Genomic DNA, 25,018 nt, shown 5'->3' on the forward strand with positions numbered 1-25,018 from the left:
GGTTTCAGGCATTTGCCATAATTTGGTTTTCTTTGATTATGACCGAATTATGACATATTTCTAATGCTTGGATTCCCACCCTTAAACTTTCTGGACAATGATGAGCGTACCTTTGCGTCATTCGAATATCCTTGTGACCCAACAGCTTTGAGATCGTATAAATATCAACGCCATTTTGTGCCAACCGCGTAGCAAAGGTATGTCTTAAATCGTGGAAGTGGAAATCCTCAATACCAGCCTTTTTCAATGCCTTCTTGAATGCCCTTCTGAGATTATCGCCGTCAATCCTGGTACCAACAGTGCTTGTGAAAACTAGGTCATTTTTGATATTCCGTATCTTTGACCTTTCTGTTAGAATATCAGCAGCTTTTTGAGTGAGTGGAGTCGTTCTTGGTTTTCCGTTCTTAGACTCCTGGATGACGATTGTTTTTCTGAACAGATTTACCCTATTCCATTGAAGGGAAAGCAATTCACCCATTCGCAACCCCGTGTTCAGGTCAAAAACAATTATATCCTTAAGCCATGATGGGGAATTGTCCAGGAGTCTTTTTTCTTCATCCTCAGTTAGCCAACGGTCTCTCTCATTATCTTCCTTTTCTTTTGGTACCTTTGACATGGGGTTATTTTCTACCCATTCCCATTCTTTCATAGCCAGATTAAAGGCCTTTGACATCATGGCAAGTTCCCTGTTAATGGATGCTGGCTTCGCACCTTGATTTTTCCTCAACACCTTATACTCATAAAGCATTTTGGGAGTTATTGCCGATAGCTTTGAATCGCCAAAATATGGTAAAAGATGCTTCAAAGATGCTGAATAGCTAGTTTGTGTCTTGGTTGATACTGTTGGGGCATGTTCCAGCATAAACTTATCCATCATATCTTTGAGAGTTTTGCTTTCACCAAGAGACTCATCTGCCTGGTTAGGAGACTTCCCTCCCGTGCATTGTAACATGCACGGCATACACGTGATGCCATCAGCCGCCGCGAATCAGCGGTCTGGTGCAAACGAGTATTGGGCATTTCTATGGGTTGTTGTCAGGAACGAGGCGGTAGACCTTGGCCTCCCAGGCAAAAATGGCTTCGCTTTCAGGTCTACCGTTGCTAATGGGACGGTTTTACGTTACTTTGAACCAATGATGTTCAGCGGGAGCAGGCGGCCAGTTTGGCACGAAGTACTCTGTATTGGTCCCGGTGCAAAGGGTGTCGTGAACTCTGAGAAATTGGCCACCACAACAACAGGGTTTGAGTCGCTGCCGCGCTTCCAGACTACGACACGCTTGCCTTCACTGAAATCAAAATGAATGAAATCGGTGTCATTAACCTATATGGCTATCGCCACTACGAAAATCCAGACGGCAAATTTCCGTATATTATAGAACATATACCATAGTATGAAGAATCAACGCCATAGATTTATAACCTTGAGCAAGATTGTTAGTAACGTCTCTAATATATATTTGTTGCAAAGAGAGAATTTCGTGGCTATCTGAAAAGAGATCACTTGGTCCTCCTAAAATATCGCATATAAAAAAGTTAGCACAATTATCTGATTAATGAAGTTGTTTAATCATAATGCCTATTAATGTATATTCCAAAATAATTAAGATGAAGGAGGAATAAAACTTGCTTTTTCCTTTTGAAGATTACTTAATTTAAAAATGAAAAATGTTAAAGGGAAAATTTATGGGAATAGAATTTGAAAAACCTGTCGTTCTGGTTGTAGATGATGAACGAGATATTTGTGAAATGTTTATTAAGATACTTTATGAGGATGGTTATTTAACCGACATGGCAAAAAGTGGAAAAGAGGCAATAAAAAAAGTGCTGGATGAGAGATTGGACTTCGTATTACTGGATATTATGATGCCTGAAATGAGTGGTATTGAGACACTTCGGCGGATCAAAGCAATCCGACCCGAACTTCCTGTTGTAATGATCACAGCCTTTGCTACCTTGAAGACAGCACAAGAAGCTATGAAGCTTGAAGCTTATGACTACATAACCAAGCCGTTTAACCTCGAATGTGTCAAGGAGGTTATAAAACAGGGATTAGAGGAACAATACACCAACGCGTAAACAATGGGACGCCGACTTATCTATGTGCCGATTATTCATACCGAAGTTGATATGGGATCTTTAGCTGAGTCCTTTAAAAAAGAATATATGAAAAAGTACGGCACTCACAAATGGGAGCAGCACCTGAAAAAAATAAACGATCTCTGGATGGGCATTGAAGAACGTTTAAATCAAAAAAATCTTTGCTACAATCATGTCAGGGTCTATCAGGATGGTTTGCCCGTCTGTGGAAAGGAATTACAAATTGTACGGGATATAGCAAATAGCGGGGGAAGAAATCATCAATTGTTGCTCAAACTTATCCGGAAGGGGGCAACCTTGATGGGAACAGAAGATCCGGCATTGTTAATAAAAGAATATCAACTAATCAAAGATGCAACCCTGCAAACAAGTACAGGAAAAGATAACACTGGGCATAAGAACTACATTGCAGAACGAGATGCGTTTATTGCAAACAGAATTGATAAGACCTTGATGGATGGAGAAACAGGAATTCTTTTTCTGGGCATGCTTCACAAGGTAGATGAAAAACTACCTTCCAATATTGTTATAGATTACTTAATTTACCACTTGCCATTTAAAGAAGCACTGAGAGAGAAAAAAAAACCGTAAACTATGGCAACCGATTCCAACATAAGCGTCCTCATCATAGACGACGAAGTAGATATATGCGATATACTATCGCATGTTCTCAACAAGGAAGGTTATACAATCTACACGGCACACGATGGAAATACCGGGATTGAGATTTTCAATCAGGAATTACCCCATGTAGTCATTCTGGACCTTCGTATGCCAGGTATGATGGATGGAATGGAAGTGCTGAAGCAAATCAAACATTCCGGTTGTGAAACCCCTGTAATTATCATCACTGCCTATGGTGAAATACAGTCAGCTGTCGAAGCCATCAAGCACGGTGCATACAATTATTTTAACAAGCCCTTTGATAATGAAGAGGTTGTGCTCACAGTAAAGCGGGCACTTGAAGAAAGTGCAATGCGACAGGAAATTCGCATGCTCAAAACACAAATGAGTTTTGTCATGCCCCTGTTCGAACAGATGGGTAATAGTGCTGAAATTGCTAAGGTAAACGAGCTGGTAGAGTGTGTTGCCCCAACGAATTTTACCGTTGTCATTTACGGTGAGACAGGCTCAGGTAAAGAACTGATAGCGCAGAACATTCATAAACGAAGTCCCAGGTGTGGAAAGCCGTTTGTAGTGGTGGATTGCGGATCAATTCCGGAAACCTTGATTGAGAGTGAGCTTTTTGGTTTTGAAAAGGGTACTTTTACCGGTGCAGATCAAAGAAAGGTTGGACAATTTGAAATAGCGTCAGGCGGCACAATATTTCTGGACGAAATTGGGAATCTGCCCAGGTCTATGCAGGGCAAATTGCTGCGAGTGCTTCAAGAACGGCGAATTCGACGATTAGGAAGTAACAAAGAAATTGATGTGGATGTACGTGTTGTTGTGGCGGGAAACGAGCGTCTGGAATACCTTGTAGAATCCAGGAATTTTAGAATGGATCTGTATCAGCGCCTAAATGAATTTTGCATAGAAATACCTCCGTTACGGCAACGGAAGGACGATATCGTATTCCTTTGTAAGAGGTTCCTGGATATCACCAATAAAGAACTCAATAAAAATATTCGTGGGATTACTAAGGATGCACTGGAGATGTTACTTACATACAACTGGCCAGGCAATGTGAGAGAGTTAAAGAATGTTGTCCGGCGTGCAGTCCTATTGGCAAATGACGTAATAGAGCCTAAATACCTGATGATTAAGATTCAGGAACAAAAGCAAGAGCCGATGCCGGCAACAGAGCAAATAGTAGGTATGGAAAATCAGGATACAAGCCATACCTTTTCGCTGGATTTGAATATCAATGACGATAATAATCTTTCTCTCCGTGATATGGTTGCTAAGTGCGTAGAGGATGCTGAAAAAAAATTGATTACAGAGGTATTGAAACAGACTGGCGGAAACAAGAGCCGGGCAGCCAGAATACTCAAGATCGATTACAAGACTATGCATTATAAGGTCAAGAATTACGGAATTAAAATACAGACTACAACCGAAGTTACTGACAAGGTACTGACAGAAAATACAAAAAACGAAACTTTGAGTCAGGATGTTTTTTCAAGATACTAAATTGTTATTTTTTATGAAAGGGAGGACATTATGACGACCAGAAAGACAGGAAAGAAGGAAACAGAGGGCGAATTTGATATAGGTCTGGGGGGTATCTTCAGGGGATTAGGGGATTTCGTTGACAAACTATCCGATCTTGCAGAAAAGGAAAAAGAGATTCAGAAAACAGGGGAAATCAAAAGTCTGAACAAAATGATAAGCGGTGTGTATGGCTTTTCTGTAAAGATTGGAGGTCTTGGTGGAGATAAGGTAAAAGTAGAGCCTTTTGGCAATATACATAAGGATAAAAAGGGAAAAGCTGTTGTCGATGAAGTGAGAGAACCCATGGTAGACATCTTTGAAGAATCAGATCATACGTTGATTGTTGCAGAGATGCCCGGAGTGGATGCAAAAGACATCAGCGTAGATTTAAATGACGATATATTGCAGATTTCAGCAGAAACACATGGGAAAAAATATCGAAAAGAAATCCTCCTGAAAGAGAGTTTTACAAAAGACAGGATGGTACATACGTATAAAAATGGAGTCCTTGAAATAAAGTTAATGAAATAATACCTCAAGGCTGGTTCAATCTTGCAGATTGAACGGGAGCATTCCCGATTGAACCATATATTTGAACGGTACTCTAATGAGCTTAAACTCGTGCTATGAGACGGAATTAAACCAAATGTTTCGGTTCAATCGTGAATGATTGAACCAGCAAAGTCACCGAAGGCGTTAAATTTAATGTTTAGGAATTTTAATTTTGTAGGGGCAATTCATGAATTGCCCTTACAGGCAAGCCATTGTAGGGTGCGTCCTACGCACCATCCATACGCTGGATTATTTTGGTGCGTAGGACGCACCCTACACAAGCTGTTCGCGTTGGGACAGGCATCCTTGCCTGTCATCATTGCAAAGAGAACTCTTACGATGTCAAAATTCCTCATATTCATTCGGAATGACAAGAAAGTCGTTGGGTTTTTGTCTTTTTAAAACTCAATCTAATTTATTATCTTTGTGTTTTTGTGCCTTCGTGGCGAAAAATAGGTAGAGACAATGAATGAAATAATCTTAAAAGTTGCAGAAGCCGTAAAAAAGGATGTAGGACGAGGATTGGCAAGGATTGACCCTGCCGATATCGAAAATTTACATGCCACGATTGGAGATATTATTGAAATTGTAGGCAAGAAGCGTACTGTCGCAAAGGTAATGCCTGCCTTTAAAGAGGAACGGGGCAAAGGAATTATCCAGATCGATGGTCCGACCCGTGGCAACGCACATGTAGGTCTTGACGAAAAGGTTACCATAAAAAAAATAACGTGGAATTCCGCTGATAACGTCGTCCTTACTCCCATAACCGCAGTTAACCTTGAGCGGGACAGCAGGTATATTGGAAGCCTCCTTGACGGACTTCCAGTTATTGCAGGAGACCGGATACGCGCTACGCTCTTTGGCAGCCGGTTTACCGATTTTGTTGTTGAAGCTACCATCCCCAAAGGTGTCGTGGTTATCAATCCCACGACGCTGTTAAAAATCAATGAGAAAAAGTCGGGAACTGCCGAACGTGTGAAATTTTCTTATGAAGACATCGGAGGACTTGGTCATGAAATACAACGGATACGGGAGATGATAGAACTCCCCTTAAAGCATCCGGAGATATTTGAACGGCTGGGAATCGATGCCCCCAAGGGTGTGTTGTTATATGGTCCGCCCGGCTGTGGGAAAACTCTCATTGCAAGGGCGGTGGCAAACGAAACCGATGCACATTTCATTACCATCAACGGGCCGGAAATTATTCATAAATTCTACGGAGAAAGCGAGGCCCGGCTTCGAGAAATATTTGAAGATGCAAAAAAGCATGCCCCGAGTATTATATTTCTGGATGAAATTGATGCCATTGCGCCGAAACGAGAACATGTTGTGGGAGATGTGGAGAAAAGAGTTGTGGCTCAACTCCTGGCACTTATGGACGGGCTTGACAGCCGCGGACATGTTATTGTCATTGCTGCCACAAATATACCAGGGGCGCTGGACCCTGCATTACGGCGTCCCGGGCGTTTTGACAGAGAAATATCCATACCCATTCCTGATCAAAATGCCCGGCTTCCAATTCTTGAAATTCACAGCCGCGGCATGCCACTCTCCGAAGACGTGGACCTCCATAAACTGGCGGAAATTACTCATGGCTTTGTGGGAGCAGACCTTCAGGCGCTCTGTCGTGAGGCCGCCATGCTTTGTCTGAGAAAAGTTATACCGGAGATGGATTTCGGGACATCAAATATCCCTTACGAAACCATGATGAATTTAAAAGTAAGCATGGAACACTTTGTCGAGGCACTGAAAGAGATCGAACCTTCTGCCTTGCGTGAGGTATTTGTAGAAATTCCCAATGTACGCTGGGAGGATGTTGGAGGACTCGAAACCGTCAAACAACAGATTCGGGAGGCTGTGGAATGGCCATTGAAGTATTCTGACATGTTCAAACGGGCAAAGATCAACACACCAAAGGGGATTCTCCTTTATGGTCCTCCCGGAACGGGAAAGACCCTTATAGCCAAAGCCGTTGCCAGCGAGACAAAGATTAATTTTATTTCGGTCAAGGGACCTGCCCTGATTTCAAAATATGTTGGAGAATCGGAACGTGGTATCAGGGATATCTTCAAAAAGGCAAAACAGGCCGCACCCTGCATTATCTTTTTCGACGAACTGGATGTGATTGTTCCAAGACGCGGAGAAGGAGGTGATTCGCATGTAACAGAGCGCGTTATCGGCCAGTTTCTTACCGAAATGGATGGTATAGAAGAGTTGAAGGGAGTTCTGGTGCTCGCAGCTACAAACCGTATGGATCAGATAGACCCTGCACTCCTGCGCGCAGGGCGGTTTGACTATCTCATTGAAATCCCCATTCCCGACGAGGAAACACGTTTGAAAATATTCCAGATACATACAAAGGACAAACCCCTGGAAAAGGGACTGGATCTTAGAAAATTCACCAAGGAAACCGACGGGATGACGGGTGCCGATATAGAGTTGGTTTGTAAAAGGGCTGCACTGATGACCATCCGGAATGCCATCAATAAACAGGGCGCTGAGATCGGGGAATTCGTAATCACTGCAAATGATTTTACTCATTCCATAGAAGAGGTAAAGCAACGGTAAGCATTCAACCATCAGCAATGGGAGAATTGTTACGAAATTTTCGTACCAATAATATATAATGAGTAAAATAGCTGATAGAGATCAGACGAATACTATGTTACCGGACACTTCGCCCGGGATTTATGCCTATTGCCTTACCATGACACCAGTCGCATTTCCCCATACAATGACGGGCATTGATGGTATGCATAAGGTATACTCTGTGGAACAGGACGGTATTTTCGCCGTACTCAGCAACGTATCTTTACAGGAATATAATGAAGAGACACTCGAAAAAAATATGACTGATGTGACATGGCTTGCTGCAAGGGCAAAGAAACATGAAGAAATAATCGAGTTCGTTATGACTAACAACCTGTCGAATCAGAATGAAACATCACCCTCCTCACATTCACCCTCTCTCCATATCTCCTCATCTTTTACTAAGGGAAGTATGGGAGAAAAAGAATGGGGCGGAGAAAGTGAGGTTGCAGAGAAATATTACACTCCTGTGGTTCCCTTACGTTTTTGCACGATTTATAAAAACCTTGAAGGTTTCTTTAAGGCTGTTATGCCGCACAAGGAAAAGATTATTAGTTTCATGAATTATACCTCTGATAAACTCGAATGGTCGGTAAAGGTTTTTTGTGATAAAACAGTTGTTATGAATAATTATGACAGAAATAAGGAACAGTCCCCATTTGCTAATCAGACGTCATTATTACCCGGAGAGGCTTATTTATTGAAAAAGAAGGCCCGTAAGGTACAAGAAGAAAGATTCAGGATAGACCTTCAAGCATACTTGAAGGATATCGATTATACATTATCTCTGTATACTGATCGCTACCGTTTCCTGCAATGCACCAATAAAAGCATCCATAACAGGTCACTCGATATGATTATGAATGCCGCCTTTCTGGTAGAACAGCAGGCCTTGAATGCGTTCAAAAACACCTTAGATAAGCTGGCGGAAAAGTATAGGGATGAAGGTCTGGTGTTTGGGGTATCTGGCCCGTGGCCCCCTTATAATTTCTGCCCTGCGTTATGAAAAACACAAAATCGAAAATGGAGTATACCATGTATCGATATGTATATTGCATTACGAGGACACTGCACAAGCCATGCATAGATGTGGCTGGCATTGGAAATGCTATTGTCAGCACACTGCAATACAAAGAAATCATGGCCATTTTATCGGGAGTATCGATGGCCAAAATATCCGTATCAAATGAAAATGTATTACGCCATGCGGTGGTGGTTGAAACTGTCCCAAGAGAACAAACCGTCTTGCCTATGCGGTTTTCATCAGTTTTTAACGGTGATGATGCAGTGCTCGAATTTCTCAAGAATCGTTACGCGGTATTTATTTCAGACCTGGAAAGATTACAAGACAAATTGGAAATGGGCATCCGTATTATTGCAAGAAGGAATATCACGCAAGATAATGATTATGAAAATCACTCTGAATACCCCCAGGCATCTTTTATGAAAGGAGGATTGAGGGGAATTATCCAGCGAGGACTTTTTAGACTGTCTATTGGGAGAAATGGAGATGTTGAGAAATTATTGGATAAAAAATGTAGCGTAAATCCAGGCATCGCCTATTTGCAACAGCGACGCGCACATTATACCTCTCTGGATGAGAACGATGAGAGGGTTCGGGAGATTGTGAAGATCTGTCATGCACAATTTGAAGATATCTGCGTAGAGTACAAGAGAGATACCCACACGCCTTTTCCTCAGGGGGTATCTTTAAATTATCTGATCCACAAGGATTCTGTAAATGAGTTTAAGGGCAGATTTAACGATCTTAAGTGCAGTTTGAATGAACTCCATTTCCTGTGCTCAGGTCCCTGGCCACCCTATCATTTTGTTTCTTCGGGAGGCGGGGATGGAGAACATGGCTTAATTTAAATGGCAAGGAATTTCAAAAATAGTGGTCGTAGAGCGACGAGGCTCGTCGCTCTTCCTCATTGAGAAGGTAGTCGAAGGCCTAATTTCACCCTGAAATTCTGATGTTTCGGCGTGTCCTCACGCCGAAACCGACTGCCGATGACGCCCGATTCGTTTCGGTACCGAGGATTCCTTCTTGTTTCGGTGAGAGGACTCACCGAAACATCCGGCATTATCAAGTGATTCATAAGATTATTCATCTGATGACATGCCTCTGTGTCTATTGTGAAATTCCCGGGTATGAATAATATGAGAAATAATTTGAAAACTATAAATTTTGACAAAATAGGTTTATCAGAAAAAAAATATGAGCGCCTCTGCTCTATGGTCTTTTCGTGTATTCCCTCATCTATACTGATGTTTGATCGTAATCTTCGGGTAATTATTGCCAACAAGAACTTTCTGGAAAAATCACGTCGAACCGAATACGAAACCATTGGAAAGCATGTAGACGAAATATTTCCCAGCGTTATCCTGCAATACACCCAACTGTCCGAAAGAATCCGGACAGTTTTTAAGGGAGGTGTGGGAGACCGAGGCCGCGAGATGTATTATCGATCCCCCGGTCTGCCAACCAGAGTTTATTATTATAATTTGACCCCCCTCATAGACGACCAGGGAATTGTCGAAAACGTCATGCTCATCATGGATGATATTACACAGCAGGTAAGTCTGCGTGAGAAAGTCAGGCAGACGGAGCGCCATCTGGCCAGTGTGGTCGAGAGTGCCAATGATATTGTTACCTCGTTAGACCCAAAGGGAATGATCCTGACATGGAACAATGCAGCAGAACGTATTTCAGGGTATATAGAGAGGGAATTGGTGAGTAAGCCCTTGACAACGATCTTTGTGGATGCGCAGAAAGCAACCCTGGTTTCCATCATTGAAGGTCTTTCGAAAGGAAAAATGGTAAAGCACATCGAATTGGGTCTCATAACGAAGATGGGAAAGATAATCCCCATTTCATGGAGTTTTGCATTGATGCGAGATGATGCCCAGATGGTGGTTGGTATTGTAGGTGTAGGACAAGACCTTTCTGAGAGACGCGAATTAGAAGCGCAATTATTTCATTCCGCAAAACTCGCCTCTTTGGGAGTAATGGCTGGTGGTATAGCGCATGAGATTCGAAATCCATTAGGCATCAGCTCTGCTGCTGCCCAGCTTTTACTGGAATACCCGGAAAATGAATCCCTGCGTAAGGAATGTGCGCAAAAAATTTATTCAGGCATCAAACGTGCATCACAGATAATTGAAGAATTGCTCAAGTTTTCACACCCTTCCAAAGGGCAATTTGAGCCTACAAATATCAATGATGCGGTTGTGGAGACCCTGAACCTGATTGAAAAGCAGCTGGTACTAACGAGAATCGAGATTAAAAAAAATCTGGATTCTCATATTCCCGTCATTACGGCGGAGAGAAATCTCCTGAAGCAGGCATTCCTGAATATGCTTCTTAATGCTGCGAATGCCATGCCTGATGGCGGAATCTTGACGATAACAACCGAAACTGATGGTAAGAATAGCGTGATGGTTATTTTCAAGGATACAGGCCGTGGTATTTCCGCTGAAAATATTGATAAGATATTTGATCCATTTTTTACCACGATGCCCGTTGGAAAGGGAACGGGGCTTGGGTTGTCAATTACCTACAGTATTATCAAACATCACGAGGGTACTATACACGTGGAGAGTACCGCAGGAAAAGGTACTACCTTTACAATCAAATTGCCGATAAAGAAAAAGATAAATAGCGAGGAGGGATGCAATGTCTGAAAAACAGAGCATACTTATTGTAGATGATGAGATGGATATGTGCTGGGCATTGGAAAGCATACTGGTGTTGGAAGGTTACAAGATACATACTGCAACCAGTGGAAAAGAGGGACTGAAATTAATCCAGCAATTGCAATCAAATATCAGGTTACTTTTCCTGGATGCGAAACTACCCGATATTGATGGTCTCATGTTTGCCGAATTTATTAAACAACAATATCCACAGATAAAAATAATTATCATTACTGGTTATTATTACCGGGACAGCGATGCAGTCCGCAAGGGTCTTGCCAATAGCATCTTCGATGGTTTTATTGGAAAACCCTTTAACATTTCAGAAATACGCTCTGCCATAGAGACAATTGCCCTTTCACAATAGATGGTATGTAATCAAAATCATACCTATGGCAACCCTTCCATAGAATCATTTTCTTTCAAGTCGAATCGAAGTATCACAAAAATTTATTAACTCAAAAGTCAAAACCATTAACCTTCCTTCTGTAAAGAAGATATAACTTATTAAGAAATTGTTTTTTTGGTTGGCCGATAAGGCATGATTTTGGCTTATCCATTATAACAACGAAAAGCAATCTGTGAAGAATCTTTACGTAAAATTTAAAATCAAAGAAAGGGGGTGATAAACATGGCAAAGATACAGAAATCTACCGATTCGTCAAGCCTCGCAGAGGTCGTTGACAGAATACTCGACAAGGGTATTGTGGTCGATGCATGGGTAAAGGTGTCCCTGGTAGGTATCGAGTTGCTTTCAGTAGAGGCGAGGGTGGTGGTCGCATCAGTTGAGACGTATTTAAAGTACGCAGAGGCGATTGGCTTAACAGCAACTGCCGCTTCACCGGCTTAAGCGCCTAGTATAGGATGTTTCATTTTATTTATGCGGTTTTAGGGTACTAGAAGCATAAAAATCCCCCTTAGAAAAGGGGGACAAAGGGGGTTGTAAATAATTCTCATTCGAAGAAAAACACAACCCCCTGTTTCCCCCTTTGATAAGGGGGATTAACAACATTAAACGAATAAAAGGAGAATAATAACATGGCAAAAGTACAGAAATCCACCGATTCGTCCAGTCTTGCAGAGGTCGTAGATAGGATACTTGATAAGGGTATCGTGGTTGATGCATGGGTAAAGGTGTCCCTGGTAGGTATCGAATTGCTTTCAGTAGAAGCGAGGGTTGTGATTGCATCGGTTGAAACGTATCTGAAGTACGCAGAGGCGATTGGTTTGACAGCTACTGCCGCTTCACCGGCTTAGTGTTTATGGGGAATAAGATGACCGCCACCTGAAAAGTGGCGGTCATCTTTAACTCAGTTCATGTATAGGAAATTCAAAGTTGCGATTGTAGCGCAAACTTTAATTCGCCTGTATCCCTATGCGGACTAAAGTTCTCGTTACATGGAAAAGCTGCCGAATGCCTAATTTAATGTTAAAGAGATTCAAACCAACTGTAGTGGCAAGGCGCGCCTTGCCGCTACGCTGTTATAGAAGTTGCAGAAGGCCTAATTTTAAGCCGTTCACTATAGTTTGTCAATTTTCAGGAAGGTGAAATATCGTGCTCATACTGACAAGGAAGTTAGGAGAAAGCATCACTATTGGTGATGAAATAAAAATTACTGTTGTAGACTGTCAGGGGAAACAGGTCAAACTGGGTATCATTGCGCCGGAGCATATTAAGATTCACAGAGAAGAGGTTTTTGAAAAGATTCAGGAAGAGACGAAGAAGGCCACAACGGTATCCAAACACGCCATCGTTGAAATTGTCAAACAGTGGCGAAAGGATGTAAAAAAATCGTAACAATATTTTTGAATGACAACAATAATAAGGAGATGCGTGAATGAACACAGCGGTAATGAAAACCCACCGGCAGTCTTGTGAATTGGGAGTTTCTCTGGAACCAAGTAACGGATTTGCGACTACTCCATATATAGAGGAAATTGTTGAATCCGCGCTTGCATATCTTCAAGCAGGTTATCCTGTTCACTTTTCAGGCCCTGCTGGAACAGGGAAAACGACACTGGCCTTCCATGTAGCCTCAAGGATAGGAACGTCAGTAACACTTATTCATGGAGATGATGAGTTCAAAACGTCAGACCTTATTGGTAAGCATGATGGTTACCGGAAGAAAAAGCTCTATGATAATTTCATACATTCAGTGGTGAAGTCCGAAGAGGAGATGCAAACCATCTGGGCGGATAACCGCCTTACCAGCGCATGCAGGAATGGCCATGTGCTTATCTACGATGAATTTAATCGCTCAAGGCCCGAAGCAAACAACGTCTTGCTCAGTGTTCTTCAGGAAGGGATTTTAAGTGCGCCAAAGCGAAACAGGTACGGCAGTGGCCACCTAGAAGTACATCCTGATTTCCGCGCCATTTTCACCTCGAACCCTGAAGAATACGCAGGCACCCATAAGGCACAGGATGCGCTTATCGACCGTCTCGTGACGATTCAAATTCACCACTTCGATAGAGAAACCGAGATTAAGATCGTAGAGGCAAGGTCGGGTATCGCACGGGAAGACGCAGAAATAATTATAGATATCATCAGAAAACTGAGAAATATGGGAGTCAACAATCACCGTCCCAGCATTCGGGCTGGTATCATGATTGCGCGTATACTTGCCCATCGCGGTGGCCATGTTGCGTGGAGCGACCCGATTTTCCGTCGTGTCTGTCATGATGTACTCAACACCAATACGATTAAGATCACCCGTGATGGAAAGACGATCATGCAGGAAAAAATTTCTGAGATAATTCAAAAAATATGTAATACAAGAAATGAAAAAAGTATGGAAAAAATGTCATTTATTAAAAAAACATTTTGTGGCTCATCTGAAGGAGAGTAAAGGAGCAAAGAGCAATGAAAATGCCTATGAAACGAAAAAGCATGAATGATATTAAAACCCATGCAGGTACTGTGGGTCAGACTTTTTTACCACACAAGGCGTTTATGAGAATTTCCTGCCTTGAGATGGAAAAGGCCCACCGTATCAGGGAAATGGAAAACTCGCGCCGGCGCATCGAAGCTATTAAAAAACGCCTTAGTGAGATTGAAAGTGAGACGAATAATCTCTTAAATCGTATCAAGGAAAACACCAGCATCGGGACAAACACAAATAAGAACAAAGGACTGGTGCTCAGGTACTGACGGTGCTTCACAAATAGATTTTAAAAGGAGATTGAGTGATGAAGATAAATTGTATTCTCTGTGGTCATAATTTCGACTTAAATGATACCTATGATGATTACGAGGGAGAGGTTAAATGCTGGGTCTGTGGCGGTGTCCTGGATATCAAAGTACAGGAAGGCAAGTTGAAATCTTTGAAATACTCCCATACTCCTCGCCCTGTATCGGAAGGAACCAGAACTGCATAGGGTTTTCACCTTTAACATAAACTGGCGGTTGGTCCAGTTAAGAGTTGTAGGTAGTAAGATTTGAGTTGCGCGTTCCTCCTTACAACTTGATCCAATAACTTAAATCTAAAAGGATAACACAGGAGAATAGTTATGCCTGGCAACGGAAAATATATTTACGGTTTCACAAAAAGCGATGCAATACTTAATATTGCAACACATGGTATTGATGGCAAACCTGTTTTTACAATATTCGATAACGGTGTTGCCGCCGTAGTCAGTGATAAACCAAACGGCAAACTTCGTCCGGAGCGAAAAAACTTGAGTGCCCACAATGGTGTGATCAAAGAAGTCATGAAGACATCAACGATTTTACCTGTGTCTTTTGGCGTTGTGGCAGATAACGAAGCAAGCATTAAAAAAATATTAAAGTTAAACCACGATAGTTTTGTAAGCCAGTTGAAAAGATTAGAAAGTAAGGTTGAGATGGGTCTAAAAATCGCATGGGATGTCGAGAATATCTTTGAATTTATGGTCATGAAACATCGCACACTTGAGTTATTCAGAGATAACATATTTTTAAAACCCACAGGCGCCACACAGGAAGAAAAGCTGGAATTAGGAAGAATGTTTGAGACCATTCTGAATGAAGACCGGGAAAGGCACATAGCAACAATACAAAGTATCATAAAAAATTACTGCTGTGAGATACAAGTAAACAAACCAAAAGATGAAAAAACGGTAATGAAACTGGCTTGTCTTGTGGAAAAGACAAAACTGGAACAATTTGAAAAGGGGGTCTTTGAAGCGGCAAAGCTATTTGATGACAATTATGCCTTTGATTTTAACGGCCCCTGGGCCCCTCACAATTTTGTAGATATGAAATTGAAGACGGCATAAATATGCGTTCTGGTTCATCGCAAAGTTACAAAGGACGCGAAGAAGGTAGTTAAACTGTAAGGGATTTTCATTTTGTTTAAGCGGGTTACAGGGTGGATTGGACAAACTATGTTTGCACATGCTTTGCTTTTGCTTGTTTCCAAACTTTGTTTGGGAACGAATATTGTGCAATACTTACAAAGAAAGTAACTATTCAGCGAAACTGACGGTGAGAGAGAAAATTTTCTCAGAATAGTTAGGAGCCAATAGGGAAAACGGGCAGACGAGAAAATCCCGAAGGGATGACATGATTATAGAGAGAAAAACGCACCACAATATTCAACCCCGTAGGGGTGAAATATCGAGAAAAGAATGATACCATGCCACCCCTACGGGGTTAACCATAATTGCATAACGATATGCTATAATAATAACATCCCTTCGGGATTACATAATCAATATTTTGTTCGCTCATAGTGTTTGTGAGCGAAAGTACGCTGAATCGTTACCAAAGAAAGAGGTATTTATGTTATTAATCGATGACATCCTACTTTCCCCGGCAAAGGGTTTTTTTTATATTTTTAAACAGATTCATAAGGCTGCTGAGGAAGAATTTCTCAACGAGGAGAATGTCTCTGCGGAGCTATCCGAACTCTACATGATGCTTGAAACCGGGAAAATCACTGAAGAGGAGTTTAACAAAAGGGAATCGGAACTCCTGAACCGGCTTGAACAGATAGAGGCATATAAAAAGAAACACTTTGAAGTAATAGAAGAAAGCGAAGAAAATGAAGATAGCAGGGCCGAAGATACCGTGAAGAAGGTAGCCACCAGAGCAAAGAAAAAAAGAAGTAAAAATAGTTCTTATGAACACAGTGGCAATATGAAAAAATGAGGGTAAACATATTTTGAATGAAAAGAGAGAACAAACCGCACAAGGTACTTCATTCCTTACAAACCCAGCAATATCTTTGATTTGTTTTGGAGGTAAGGGAGGTGTAGGCAAAACAACCTCGGCAGCAGCAACGGCACTCCATCTTGCAAATAAAAACCCACAAAAACGCATTCTCCTGGCTTCTATTGACCCTGCCCATTCCCTCATGGATAGCCTAAATAACCCGGTAATAGTTCGCCCGCATTCTTGCCCTCCCCCAGCCTACCCCTTTCTCTCTCTCAGGGATGGGGACAGAAGGGGGAAATATGATGGTAATAAGTGTTTCCCGCCCCTGATGAAAGAAGTTAGGGGTGATGGTGAACTGTTACAAAATCTCATGGTATGGGAAATAGATGCGCGCGCCTCATTCCAGAAATTTATGGAAAGACATAGCAATACCATCAAGAAAATTATGGAAAGAGGTACCTTCCTTGACAACACGGATATATCGGCTCTTCTCTCAGCTTCCCTGCCAGGCATAGACGAATTGATGGGAATGGTAGAACTGGTCGATCTGTTAGAAAGCGATGCCTATGATATTGTCATACTCGATACAGCACCAACAGGGCATACCATCAAATTTCTGCAAATGCCTCATCTCATAAAGAAATGGTCTCGTTTGCTTGATTTGATGATGGAAAAGCATCGATATATGTCGAAGTTATATACAAGATATTATCGGGCAGATGATACCGATGCATTTATCAAGGCATTTTCAAATAGTATAGAAAGGGTCGAGCGGGTATTGCGGAATAAGTCTTGCGAATTTGTACCGGTAATGCTACCGGAAACCCTGTGTGTCAAAGAAACACGGCGGTTTTTAGCAACATTAAGAGAGTACAAGATTCCGGTAAAAAACATTATCGTTAATCGTATCTATCCTGTTAGTAATTGCTCTTTTTGTAAGGAACAATATTTACTTCAAAGAAAGTGTGTCGATGAAATGAAACGGTATTTCGACGGGTACAACTTCCTGATGATACCTTTGTACACAGATGAGATTCACGGAAAAGAGTCGTTACTGATGTTTGCGCAGGCAATGACGGATACTATCCCCCAAAATCATGGCATGGTAAGCAGCATACCGGTATCCTCTCCCTACCGCATGGGAAAATTGATGACAGGGGAAATCGGAGATTCAAAATCTCCTCCTTTCTCCGTTTTCCCCCTTCTCCCAGCTATTGATGAAACATTGCATGTGCAAAAAAGAGAATCAATAAATCATTTTCCTCTACCCAAATCAACAGTAAAATTCCTGCTGTTTGGTGGCAAAGGAGGCGTGGGGAAGACAACTATTGCCAGTGCAACTGCGGTGTTGTTCTCAGAACTGTACCCTGAGAAGCGCATTTTGCTTTTCTCAACCGACCCAGCGCATTCCCTTGCAGATTGTCTTGGTGTTACCATAGGAAGCGATGGTCTGTTTGTGAAAAATAATCTCTCTGTATGGGAATTGGATGCTGAAGAAGAATATGAAAAATTAAAGCGCCTCTATTCAGAAGAAATGAAAGACCTTACGATGGTATTTGGAAAACGAGATACTGCAATAAATGTGATATTCGAAAAGGAAATTATAGAATCTTTCATAGATTTGACCCCACCTGGTCTAGACGAGATCATGGCCATTGCCACAATTATTGATTACATCGATAAAGAAATATTTGACTTGTTCATTCTGGATACAGCGCCAACAGGCCATCTGATACGGTTCCTGGAAATGCCAGAGTTGGTGATCGACTGGCTGAAAATCTTTTTTAATCTCTTTTTAAAATATAAAAATATCTTCCGTTTGCCAAAACTTTCAGCCTTCCTGATCGATTTGTCAAAAAAAAATCAAAAAGCTCCTGAATTTACTGCGTAATGGTGAAAACTCACTCTTTGTTCCCATCGCCATCCCCACTGAGATGGCATATCATGAGACAAGTGACCTTGTACAATCCATAAGAAATCTTAAGATTCCAACGAGTCAGATGATTCTGAATATGATACAACCCCATTCCCAAACTTATGGAATATCCGCTGAATGTGCTTTGTGCACGAATAAAATTGCATACGAAAAAAAGATATTCGATAACTTTAGCCACTTGTTTCCCAGGGAATCCATGTACATTATCAATAAACAATATGAAGAGGTGTGTGGAATAAAAGACTTGGAACATTTTGGCAGGAAATTGTATGGATACTTTTAAAAAATTGTTACGTTTGCTGGATAAAGTATACCTAATGGTAAAAGAACGCTTCTTTCTCATTCCTCCTCCGGGATCTCAGTCTCTCCAGTCATCCTCCTTTATGGAAGGTGTAGGAGAGGCTGGGTTCCAACAGGAATATCGGTTCTCGGGAAAGCAGTCATTCCAACCTTCTCCAGTGTTTGCTTCTGCTGGTGGGGAAGCACTGTTTAGGGAAAGGGCGGGTGATTTTAATGCTTCCCCCCTGTTGGCGGATCAACATATTTCACTTTGCGAGACACTCGACCGCGTACTGAATACCGGTGTGGTAATCCAGGGTGATATCACGATATCGGTAGCAAACATTGACCTCATTTATATTGGGCTGAGGGCATTATTAACATCTGTCGAAACTGCAAGGCAGGCAGGTATATACCATGCGGCAGATTTTTAAATTAGTCCTTCGGCTACTTTTATAACAGTAGTGGCAAGGCGCGCCTTGCCACTACATAGTTGGTTTGAAATTCTTGAACATTTATTTATGCTGGCTTTGGGGTGGCAGACAAAAAAATCCTCCTTAAAAAAGAGGGACTCCGGGGGTTGTCAAATACTCAGACAGAAAGAACACAACCCCCTATATCCCCCTTTGCTAAGGGGGATTAACTTGATCACAGAAAGGTGGATATAATATGGAAAGGCAACGAACAGCTATAACACAGTCGACAAACTCTGCAACACTTGCCGATGTATTGGAACGAATCCTTGACAAAGGACTTGTCATTGCGGGGGATATTAAGATCAAATTGGTTGACATTGAACTCCTGACTATTCAAATACGTCTCATGATTGCATCTGTTGAAAAGGCAAGGGAGTTAGGGATGGACTGGTGGGCGACAAATAAAGATTTCAATTCAAAATTGAACGCGCCACAAAATGTGGAAGAATTAGAAGCCCTCAAGAGGCGTATAGAAATACTCGAATCCAAAAAACAAAAGTAATATTTACACCTACTGTCCCCCGCTGGCGGGGGTGAAGGGGGTGGCCCACAGTCGTAAAAACTTGTATTTAAAAGTTGCCTTCACGGGTTCAAGTTTGTAACTTGAACCCAATATTTATAACATTAATTCAAGTTTGACCTTATCAAAATTAAGGGTTCAGGTTGTAAACCTGAACCCGCTAAATAGGGAACTTGATGAAATTCCACCTAATAAATGGGCAGGGGTTGTTCCCCCTTAACAAAATCTATTAAGATTGTAAAGGCGTATTGCAATGCACCCCTGCGACTATTATCCTTCGACATTCATTATTTCTTGTTCGATATTCGATATTGGAATCTCATAAATCGTAGGGACACGGAGCACCGTGTCCCCTACTATCTATTACAAAACGGAGGTTTTATGCCAAATATTGAAACTGATGCCCCTGATATATTCAGCCATATCATGTCTGAGAAAAAAAGCGTATTGCCAGATCATATTAATATCGACCCGGCAGATGTGGGTAAGGGGCTGGCAAAATTAGTACTAACTATTATTGAATTACTGCGAGAACTCTTAGAACGTCAGGCTATCAGGCGCATTGATAGCGGGACATTAACCAGGGAGGAGATAAATAACCTGGGAAATACTTTCATGAAGCTGGCAGAAAAAATGGAGGAACTCAAATCCCAGTTTGGCTTAAAAACAGAAGACCTGAATATAGACTTGGGTCCTATCGGCAGACTGCTTTAAGTATCTTATGTGCGATTTATAGCATCTTCCGGAAATGATTTTGACATTTTTGGCAAAAATCCAACGAAAAATGGTAGGGGCGGGGTTACCACGCCCCTACTTTGCATTTTCCACTTTCCATTTTACACATCCGGCTCGTTCGAGTTGAGAAACTATTTTTTTACCCACTTCTTCATCCTCTCCCAGGCTTACAATCGGACAATTTTTGGGGAAATCAACCATCATTAGATGAATAATCCTATGGATTACTTAATAGTACTGGATGTTTCGGTGAGTCCTCTCACCGAAACAAGAATGAATCCTCAGCACCGAAATGAATTGGGAGTCATCGGCAGTGGGTTTCGGCGTGATGACACGCCGAAACATCAGACATTTACTCCTCTAACCCGAAAGAGTCGGAAAAAGACAAAATCTGGAGCACGAAGTTCGTGAGTCAACCCTGACAGGGTTAATTCACGGTAACTTTTTATTTTCCCTCCTGAGAAAAAGGTTTCATAAAAGTCGGTTGCAGTATTTAAGTAGAATGGTAAAATGATGCGATATTCCGATGTGGGAAGAAGCTGGATTTAAATTAGGTTGGGTTTTAAAAGACAAAAACCCAACGACTGTCCCACGAGAACAGCCATGGTAGGGTGCGTCCTACGCACCATCCATACGTTGGATTGTTTTGGTGCGTAGGACGCACCCTACCATGGCTGTCTGGCAACATATTTACTTTTCATAATATATACTGACACTTTCAATATTTTCATTAGGCAAAAAACAATGAACAGAGCAAATGCAAAAAAGGTTACATATGGAAATCATTGGGATTTTCTGTCAGCATGGCTTTCGATAATTATTGGAGTCGTCCTGGTGGCTGTTTCAATTATTCTCCGGCGGACGCTTGTTGTTCAGGAACATTCTCATATTAGACAGATCATTGAATTAAGGGCTAAGGATTTAAAGACCAATACTGAGAGACTTTTGGAATCTCAGGCACAGGCGCTGACCCGCATGGCAAGACGCTGGGAAAGGCGAGGCGAGACAACGAAAGAGGAGTGGGAATCGGATGTAAGACTTTATGTGAATCAGCATTCCTTTTATCAGGCTATCGAATGGGCGGATTCTTCATTCCATGTGCGCTGGATTGTGCCACTGGAGGGGAACGAGGAAGCTCAGAATCTCAATCTTGCATTCGAGGAGCGACGGAGAATCGCACTTGAAAAGGCCAGAGACAGTCGGGAGATCACGGTAACACATGCTATCGACTTAGTGCAAGGCGAAAAAGGTTTTCTCGTGAATCTGCCAATTTACCCGGGAAAGAATTTTGATGGATTCATTCTTGGAGTTTTTCGTATCAACAAATTATTTTCCTCGATCCTGACTGATAAAGATTTATCACGATTTTCATTTGCTGTTTTTGATGATGAGGAAGAAGTCTATAGTCAAGGCAATGATAACAGGGAAAATATGGCTAAATGGTCTATTGAGAAAGAAATCAAATTTTATAATATAGCCTTACGCATACTCGTATGGCCACGCGAGGAGCTATTTGTAGAATTGCAATCTATTGTCCCAGAAATCGCATTAATTACCGGTATTTTCATGTCTCTGTTCATTGCATTAGCGGTTTATTTTTTTCAAAAAGCCTCGTTTCGTACAAAAGAGATTGAAATTTTGAATCGGAACTTGTTTCATGAAGTCATTGAGCGCAGGCATGCCGAGGCTATGCTGCAAAAAGCTCACAATGAATTAGAAGTGCGGGTGAAAGAACGTACCGCAGAGTTGACGGAAGTCAATAAAGCATTAGAACGTGAAATTACCGAGCGCAAGCAAACGGCGGATGAAATTTATTTGCTGCGAGAAATGATCCTGGATATCAGTAATTCCAAAGATTTGCATGATGCACTGGTCATTACAATGCAAAAGGTGTGTGATATTACAGGCTGGGTTTACGGGGAGGCCTGGAAGCTTAGTTCAAACGGCACACACTTATTGCGCAATAGAGCAATGTATAGTACTATCAAGGGTCTGGAGAAATTCATTGCGTCAACCGAAGGAATGAGCTTTCCCATGGGTAAGGGTCTTCCTGGCAAAGCATGGAAAACGAAGCAGCCCGTGTGGGTATATGATGTTGCCGATGACCCGGAGTATTTGCGCAGACAGATTGCCGGAGAAACAGGGATAAAGACCGGGATAGCCTTCCCTGTTATTGCAAATGATGAGGTGGTTACTGCTATCGTGTTTTATCAGGTAAAGTTGGAAGAACGAAACGAAAGACTGGTTAGACTTGTTTCGGCGGTTGTGACTCAACTGGGTCCTGTCATTAAACGTAAGCAAGCAGAGGACGCATTGCGGGAGAGTGAAGAGCGGTTGCGGGCCATCCTTGATAATGCTACGTCTCTCATCTACATGAAGGATATTCAGGGTCGATACCTTTTCATCAACAGACAATTTCAAAAGTTGTTCCCTAGTTCAACTAATGAAATAAAATACAAGACTGACAAAGACCTCTACCCAGAGAAATTGGCCGATGCATTTCAGGCAAACGACAGAAAAGTACTCGAAGCGAAAATTGCTTTCGAATTTGATGAGTTAGTACCCCAGAAAGATGGACTACACAACTATCTTTCGATCAAGTTCCCGCTTTTTGATTCCACTGGGGCTGTCTACGCAATTTGCGGTATCTCAACGGATATAACCGAACGCAAACGGATGGAAGAAATATTGTTTAATATTGCAGAAGGGGTTGTTGCAAAAATCGGTAAGGCATTTTTCCAGTCATTGGTGTTGCAAATTGCGGAGATGTTGAACATTGATTATGTAATGGTTTCTAAACTGATTCATGAAGGGAACGAACTGGAAACTATTGCCCTGTATGCCCACGGTGCGATCCTGGATAATGTTGTGTATCCTTTTGTCGGGACACCGGATGAAAAAGTCCTGGAGAAAGGTCTCTTGACGTATTATGAGAACCCCCAGCAACAATTTCCGAAAGATCATTCACTGGGAGAAATGGGTGTGAAGAGTTACATGGGTATTCCCCTGACTGACAGCAACAAACACCCACTGGGATTGCTGGTGATCATGGGGAAAAAAGAACTGAAGGAAGTCGAAATTGCAGGATCTTTACTAAAGATCTTTGCAGGGCGTGCCTCAGCAGAGCTGGAGCGCGAGCGAGCGGAAAAAACATTGCAGGAGAGTGAAGCCCGTCTCTCCGAGGCACAACAAATCGCACGTATCGGCAGCTGGGAGTGGGATATCATAAAAAATAAGATGTGCTATTCTGATGCGGTTTATTGCATATTTGGCCTGTCATCACAAGAATTTGGTGATACCTACGATGCGTTTTTAGATCGTATCCATCCTGACGACAGTGCATTCGTGAGGGAATCTATTGATAAAGCTTTATCTGAGAGAAAACCTTACGATATAAAATACCGCATAACTTTAAAAGATAATACGATACGCTTTATTCACGAAAAGGTGGTGGTCTTGTTTGATAATATGGGAATAAGACCTGTTCGCATGGTGGGGACGATTCAGGACATTTCCGAAATAAAACAAGCAGAAGAAGAGCAGTCACGACTGAGAGAACAACTTGAACGTGTATCCAAACTGGAATCTATCGGTAAACTTGCCGGGGGTATTGCCCATGACTTCAACAACATCCTTACGGTAATATCGGGATATGGACAGTTGTTAAACAAGGAGTTGAAAGGAGACGATCCATTTAAGGCTTATGTTGAAAAAATCGTTACATCCGCGGATAGGGCGGCGCAGTTAACGCAAGGTCTCCTTGCATTTGGCAGAAAACAGATATCCGATCAGAAGCCGGTAGAAATAAATGAACTCATGAAAAGTTCAGAGTGTCTTATGAGGAGGCTTCTCGGTGAGGACATAGAACTTACGATCAGCCTTACGGACAAAAAGTGTATTGTGATGGCGGACAGCGGCCAGATAGAGCAGGTCATGATGAACCTTGCCACAAATGCAAGGGATGCCATGCCTCATGGAGGGGAGATAATCATACACACAAACATAATTGAATTAGACAATGAATACAGAAAGACACATGGTTATGGTGAGACAGGGAAGTACGTCCTTTTGTCTTTTTCAGATACTGGTGAAGGTATGGATGAGGAGACGAGAAAAAGGATATTTGAGCCGTACTTTACGACCAAGGATGTCGGAAAGGGTACCGGGCTTGGCCTCTCGATTGTGTACGGAATAGTGAAACAACATAATGGTTACATAAATGCCTATAGTGAGCCGGGCAAAGGTACATCATTCAAGATATATTTACCCCTGATTGAGTCAGCGGTTGAAAAGAAAAGACGAGAAACACATACACTTACCGCCGGTGGTACGGAGACAATATTGATGGCAGAAGATGAATTAGAAGTAAGGAATCTTGTAAAGACAGTACTTGAGGGAAATGGTTATAAGGTCATAGAAGCGACAGACGGAGAGGATGCAATCAAGAAGTTTACGGAACATAAAGACGAAATCAACCTTCTTATCTTTGACGTAGTGATGCCCAAAAAAAGCGGTAAAGACGCATACGATACTATAAGGAAGGTGAAACCAGAGGTAAAAACCCTTTTTATGAGCGGTTATAGTGAGGATATTATTCATAAAAGAGGTTTCGTCATTGAAAAGGGATTAACCTATGTATCAAAGCCCATTTTACCAACGGAACTATTGAAGATTGTAAGAGAATTACTGGACAAGCCTTTTGGAAGAGATCCCTAGCCCTGCATGGCCGCAATCAAAATGACCTCCCCTTGCTCCCATTCGCAAGGACTTACATCTGGACAATTTTTTGCTGAGGTAAGTGGTCGCTATTATTCTGATGTTTCGGCGTGTCCTCACGCCGAAACCCA

Annotated in this window: 26 protein-coding genes; 24 read left to right on the forward strand and 2 right to left on the reverse strand. The window is 41.9% G+C overall.

The genetic code is table 11. The annotated features are described in order from the left end of the window. Positions 1 to 4 precede the first annotated feature (4 nt). Positions 5 to 952 carry a tyrosine-type recombinase/integrase gene (locus BROSI_RS03235; RefSeq protein WP_052562305.1) on the reverse strand — a complete coding sequence of 316 codons (948 nt, stop codon included), beginning with the start codon at positions 950 to 952 and terminating at the stop codon, positions 5 to 7. Between BROSI_RS03235 and BROSI_RS03240 the strand changes: the two genes are divergently transcribed. From BROSI_RS03240 to BROSI_RS03355, 23 genes are all read left to right on the forward strand, one after another. Further along, on the forward strand, positions 939 to 1,301 hold the full coding sequence (locus BROSI_RS03240; protein WP_157842348.1) for a hypothetical protein: 363 nt from the start codon (positions 939 to 941) through the stop codon (positions 1,299 to 1,301). The two genes, BROSI_RS03235 and BROSI_RS03240, sit on opposite strands and share 14 nt — an antisense overlap. 382 nt (positions 1,302 to 1,683) lie before the next feature. Then, positions 1,684 to 2,076 carry a response regulator gene (locus BROSI_RS03245; protein ID WP_052562307.1) on the forward strand — a complete coding sequence of 131 codons (393 nt, stop codon included), beginning with the start codon at positions 1,684 to 1,686 and terminating at the stop codon, positions 2,074 to 2,076. A 3-nt stretch (positions 2,077 to 2,079) separates the two neighbouring features. Continuing rightward, positions 2,080 to 2,688 (forward strand): hypothetical protein, encoded by a 609-nt coding sequence (locus BROSI_RS03250; RefSeq protein WP_052562308.1) that lies wholly within the window; start codon positions 2,080 to 2,082, stop codon positions 2,686 to 2,688. Positions 2,689 to 2,691: 3 nt separating this feature from the next. Then, positions 2,692 to 4,230 carry a sigma-54-dependent transcriptional regulator gene (locus BROSI_RS03255; RefSeq protein ID WP_082058999.1) on the forward strand — a complete coding sequence of 513 codons (1,539 nt, stop codon included), beginning with the start codon at positions 2,692 to 2,694 and terminating at the stop codon, positions 4,228 to 4,230. A 30-nt stretch (positions 4,231 to 4,260) separates the two neighbouring features. Continuing rightward, the gene (locus tag BROSI_RS03260; RefSeq protein WP_052562309.1) at positions 4,261 to 4,782 is read left to right on the forward strand and encodes an Hsp20/alpha crystallin family protein; all 522 of its coding nucleotides are present in this window, start codon (positions 4,261 to 4,263) and stop codon (positions 4,780 to 4,782) included. Between the two features lie 486 nt (positions 4,783 to 5,268). Further along, positions 5,269 to 7,371, forward strand: a complete 2,103-nt coding sequence (locus BROSI_RS03270) for a CDC48 family AAA ATPase (RefSeq protein ID WP_052562311.1) — start codon at positions 5,269 to 5,271, stop codon at positions 7,369 to 7,371. A gap of 58 nt (positions 7,372 to 7,429) precedes the next feature. Beyond that, the gene (locus tag BROSI_RS03275) at positions 7,430 to 8,398 is read left to right on the forward strand and encodes a GvpL/GvpF family gas vesicle protein (protein WP_082059000.1); all 969 of its coding nucleotides are present in this window, start codon (positions 7,430 to 7,432) and stop codon (positions 8,396 to 8,398) included. A gap of 29 nt (positions 8,399 to 8,427) precedes the next feature. Continuing rightward, the gene (locus BROSI_RS03280) at positions 8,428 to 9,264 is read left to right on the forward strand and encodes a GvpL/GvpF family gas vesicle protein (protein WP_052562313.1); all 837 of its coding nucleotides are present in this window, start codon (positions 8,428 to 8,430) and stop codon (positions 9,262 to 9,264) included. A gap of 300 nt (positions 9,265 to 9,564) precedes the next feature. After that, positions 9,565 to 11,076 (forward strand): ATP-binding protein, encoded by a 1,512-nt coding sequence (locus BROSI_RS03285; protein ID WP_162183219.1) that lies wholly within the window; start codon positions 9,565 to 9,567, stop codon positions 11,074 to 11,076. After that, positions 11,069 to 11,455 carry a response regulator gene (locus tag BROSI_RS03290; protein ID WP_052562315.1) on the forward strand — a complete coding sequence of 129 codons (387 nt, stop codon included), beginning with the start codon at positions 11,069 to 11,071 and terminating at the stop codon, positions 11,453 to 11,455. Before BROSI_RS03285 ends, BROSI_RS03290 begins: the two co-directional genes overlap by 8 nt. A 264-nt stretch (positions 11,456 to 11,719) precedes the next feature. After that, on the forward strand, positions 11,720 to 11,938 hold the full coding sequence (gene gvpA / locus BROSI_RS03295) for a gas vesicle structural protein GvpA (RefSeq protein WP_052562316.1): 219 nt from the start codon (positions 11,720 to 11,722) through the stop codon (positions 11,936 to 11,938). Positions 11,939 to 12,126: 188 nt separating this feature from the next. Further along, a complete protein-coding gene (gene gvpA / locus BROSI_RS03300) occupies positions 12,127 to 12,345 on the forward strand; it encodes a gas vesicle structural protein GvpA (RefSeq protein ID WP_052562317.1) in 219 nt (72 codons plus the stop codon). Between the two features lie 298 nt (positions 12,346 to 12,643). Next, on the forward strand, positions 12,644 to 12,886 hold the full coding sequence (csrA, locus tag BROSI_RS03305; RefSeq protein ID WP_052562318.1) for a carbon storage regulator CsrA: 243 nt from the start codon (positions 12,644 to 12,646) through the stop codon (positions 12,884 to 12,886). A gap of 40 nt (positions 12,887 to 12,926) precedes the next feature. Next, a complete protein-coding gene (gene gvpN, locus BROSI_RS03310; protein ID WP_052562319.1) occupies positions 12,927 to 13,937 on the forward strand; it encodes a gas vesicle protein GvpN in 1,011 nt (336 codons plus the stop codon). A gap of 26 nt (positions 13,938 to 13,963) precedes the next feature. After that, positions 13,964 to 14,239 (forward strand): hypothetical protein, encoded by a 276-nt coding sequence (locus BROSI_RS03315; RefSeq protein ID WP_157842349.1) that lies wholly within the window; start codon positions 13,964 to 13,966, stop codon positions 14,237 to 14,239. Positions 14,240 to 14,277: 38 nt separating this feature from the next. Beyond that, positions 14,278 to 14,466, forward strand: a complete 189-nt coding sequence (locus tag BROSI_RS03320; protein ID WP_052562321.1) for a hypothetical protein — start codon at positions 14,278 to 14,280, stop codon at positions 14,464 to 14,466. Between the two features lie 132 nt (positions 14,467 to 14,598). Beyond that, positions 14,599 to 15,345, forward strand: coding sequence for a GvpL/GvpF family gas vesicle protein (locus BROSI_RS03325; RefSeq protein ID WP_052562322.1), 747 nt, complete (start codon positions 14,599 to 14,601; stop codon positions 15,343 to 15,345). A 505-nt stretch (positions 15,346 to 15,850) separates the two neighbouring features. Continuing rightward, on the forward strand, positions 15,851 to 16,219 hold the full coding sequence (locus tag BROSI_RS03330; protein WP_082059002.1) for a gas vesicle protein GvpG: 369 nt from the start codon (positions 15,851 to 15,853) through the stop codon (positions 16,217 to 16,219). A gap of 13 nt (positions 16,220 to 16,232) precedes the next feature. After that, positions 16,233 to 18,116, forward strand: a complete 1,884-nt coding sequence (locus BROSI_RS20950; RefSeq protein WP_052562323.1) for an ArsA family ATPase — start codon at positions 16,233 to 16,235, stop codon at positions 18,114 to 18,116. A 25-nt stretch (positions 18,117 to 18,141) separates the two neighbouring features. Further along, positions 18,142 to 18,444, forward strand: a complete 303-nt coding sequence (locus BROSI_RS21225) for an ArsA-related P-loop ATPase (RefSeq protein ID WP_420886067.1) — start codon at positions 18,142 to 18,144, stop codon at positions 18,442 to 18,444. 241 nt (positions 18,445 to 18,685) lie between these two features. Then, positions 18,686 to 18,874 carry a gas vesicle protein gene (locus BROSI_RS21230; protein ID WP_052565619.1) on the forward strand — a complete coding sequence of 63 codons (189 nt, stop codon included), beginning with the start codon at positions 18,686 to 18,688 and terminating at the stop codon, positions 18,872 to 18,874. Positions 18,875 to 19,109: 235 nt separating this feature from the next. Further along, positions 19,110 to 19,418: a gas vesicle protein gene (locus BROSI_RS03350; RefSeq protein WP_052562325.1), complete on the forward strand. Its 309-nt coding sequence runs from the start codon at positions 19,110 to 19,112 to the stop codon at positions 19,416 to 19,418. Positions 19,419 to 19,862: 444 nt separating this feature from the next. Continuing rightward, positions 19,863 to 20,150, forward strand: a complete 288-nt coding sequence (locus BROSI_RS03355; protein ID WP_052565621.1) for a gas vesicle protein K — start codon at positions 19,863 to 19,865, stop codon at positions 20,148 to 20,150. A gap of 96 nt (positions 20,151 to 20,246) precedes the next feature. Here the strand turns inward: BROSI_RS03355 and BROSI_RS20955 are convergent, their stop codons facing one another. Continuing rightward, on the reverse strand, positions 20,247 to 20,375 hold the full coding sequence (locus BROSI_RS20955; protein ID WP_261338843.1) for a hypothetical protein: 129 nt from the start codon (positions 20,373 to 20,375) through the stop codon (positions 20,247 to 20,249). Positions 20,376 to 20,915: 540 nt separating this feature from the next. Between BROSI_RS20955 and BROSI_RS03360 the strand changes: the two genes are divergently transcribed. Beyond that, positions 20,916 to 24,887: an ATP-binding protein gene (locus BROSI_RS03360; RefSeq protein ID WP_052562326.1), complete on the forward strand. Its 3,972-nt coding sequence runs from the start codon at positions 20,916 to 20,918 to the stop codon at positions 24,885 to 24,887. The last annotated feature ends 131 nt before the right edge of the window (positions 24,888 to 25,018 follow it).

The sequence above is a fragment of the Candidatus Brocadia sinica JPN1 genome, from assembly GCF_000949635.1.
GTDB classification, from domain to species: Bacteria; Planctomycetota; Brocadiia; order Brocadiales; family Brocadiaceae; genus Brocadia; species Brocadia sinica.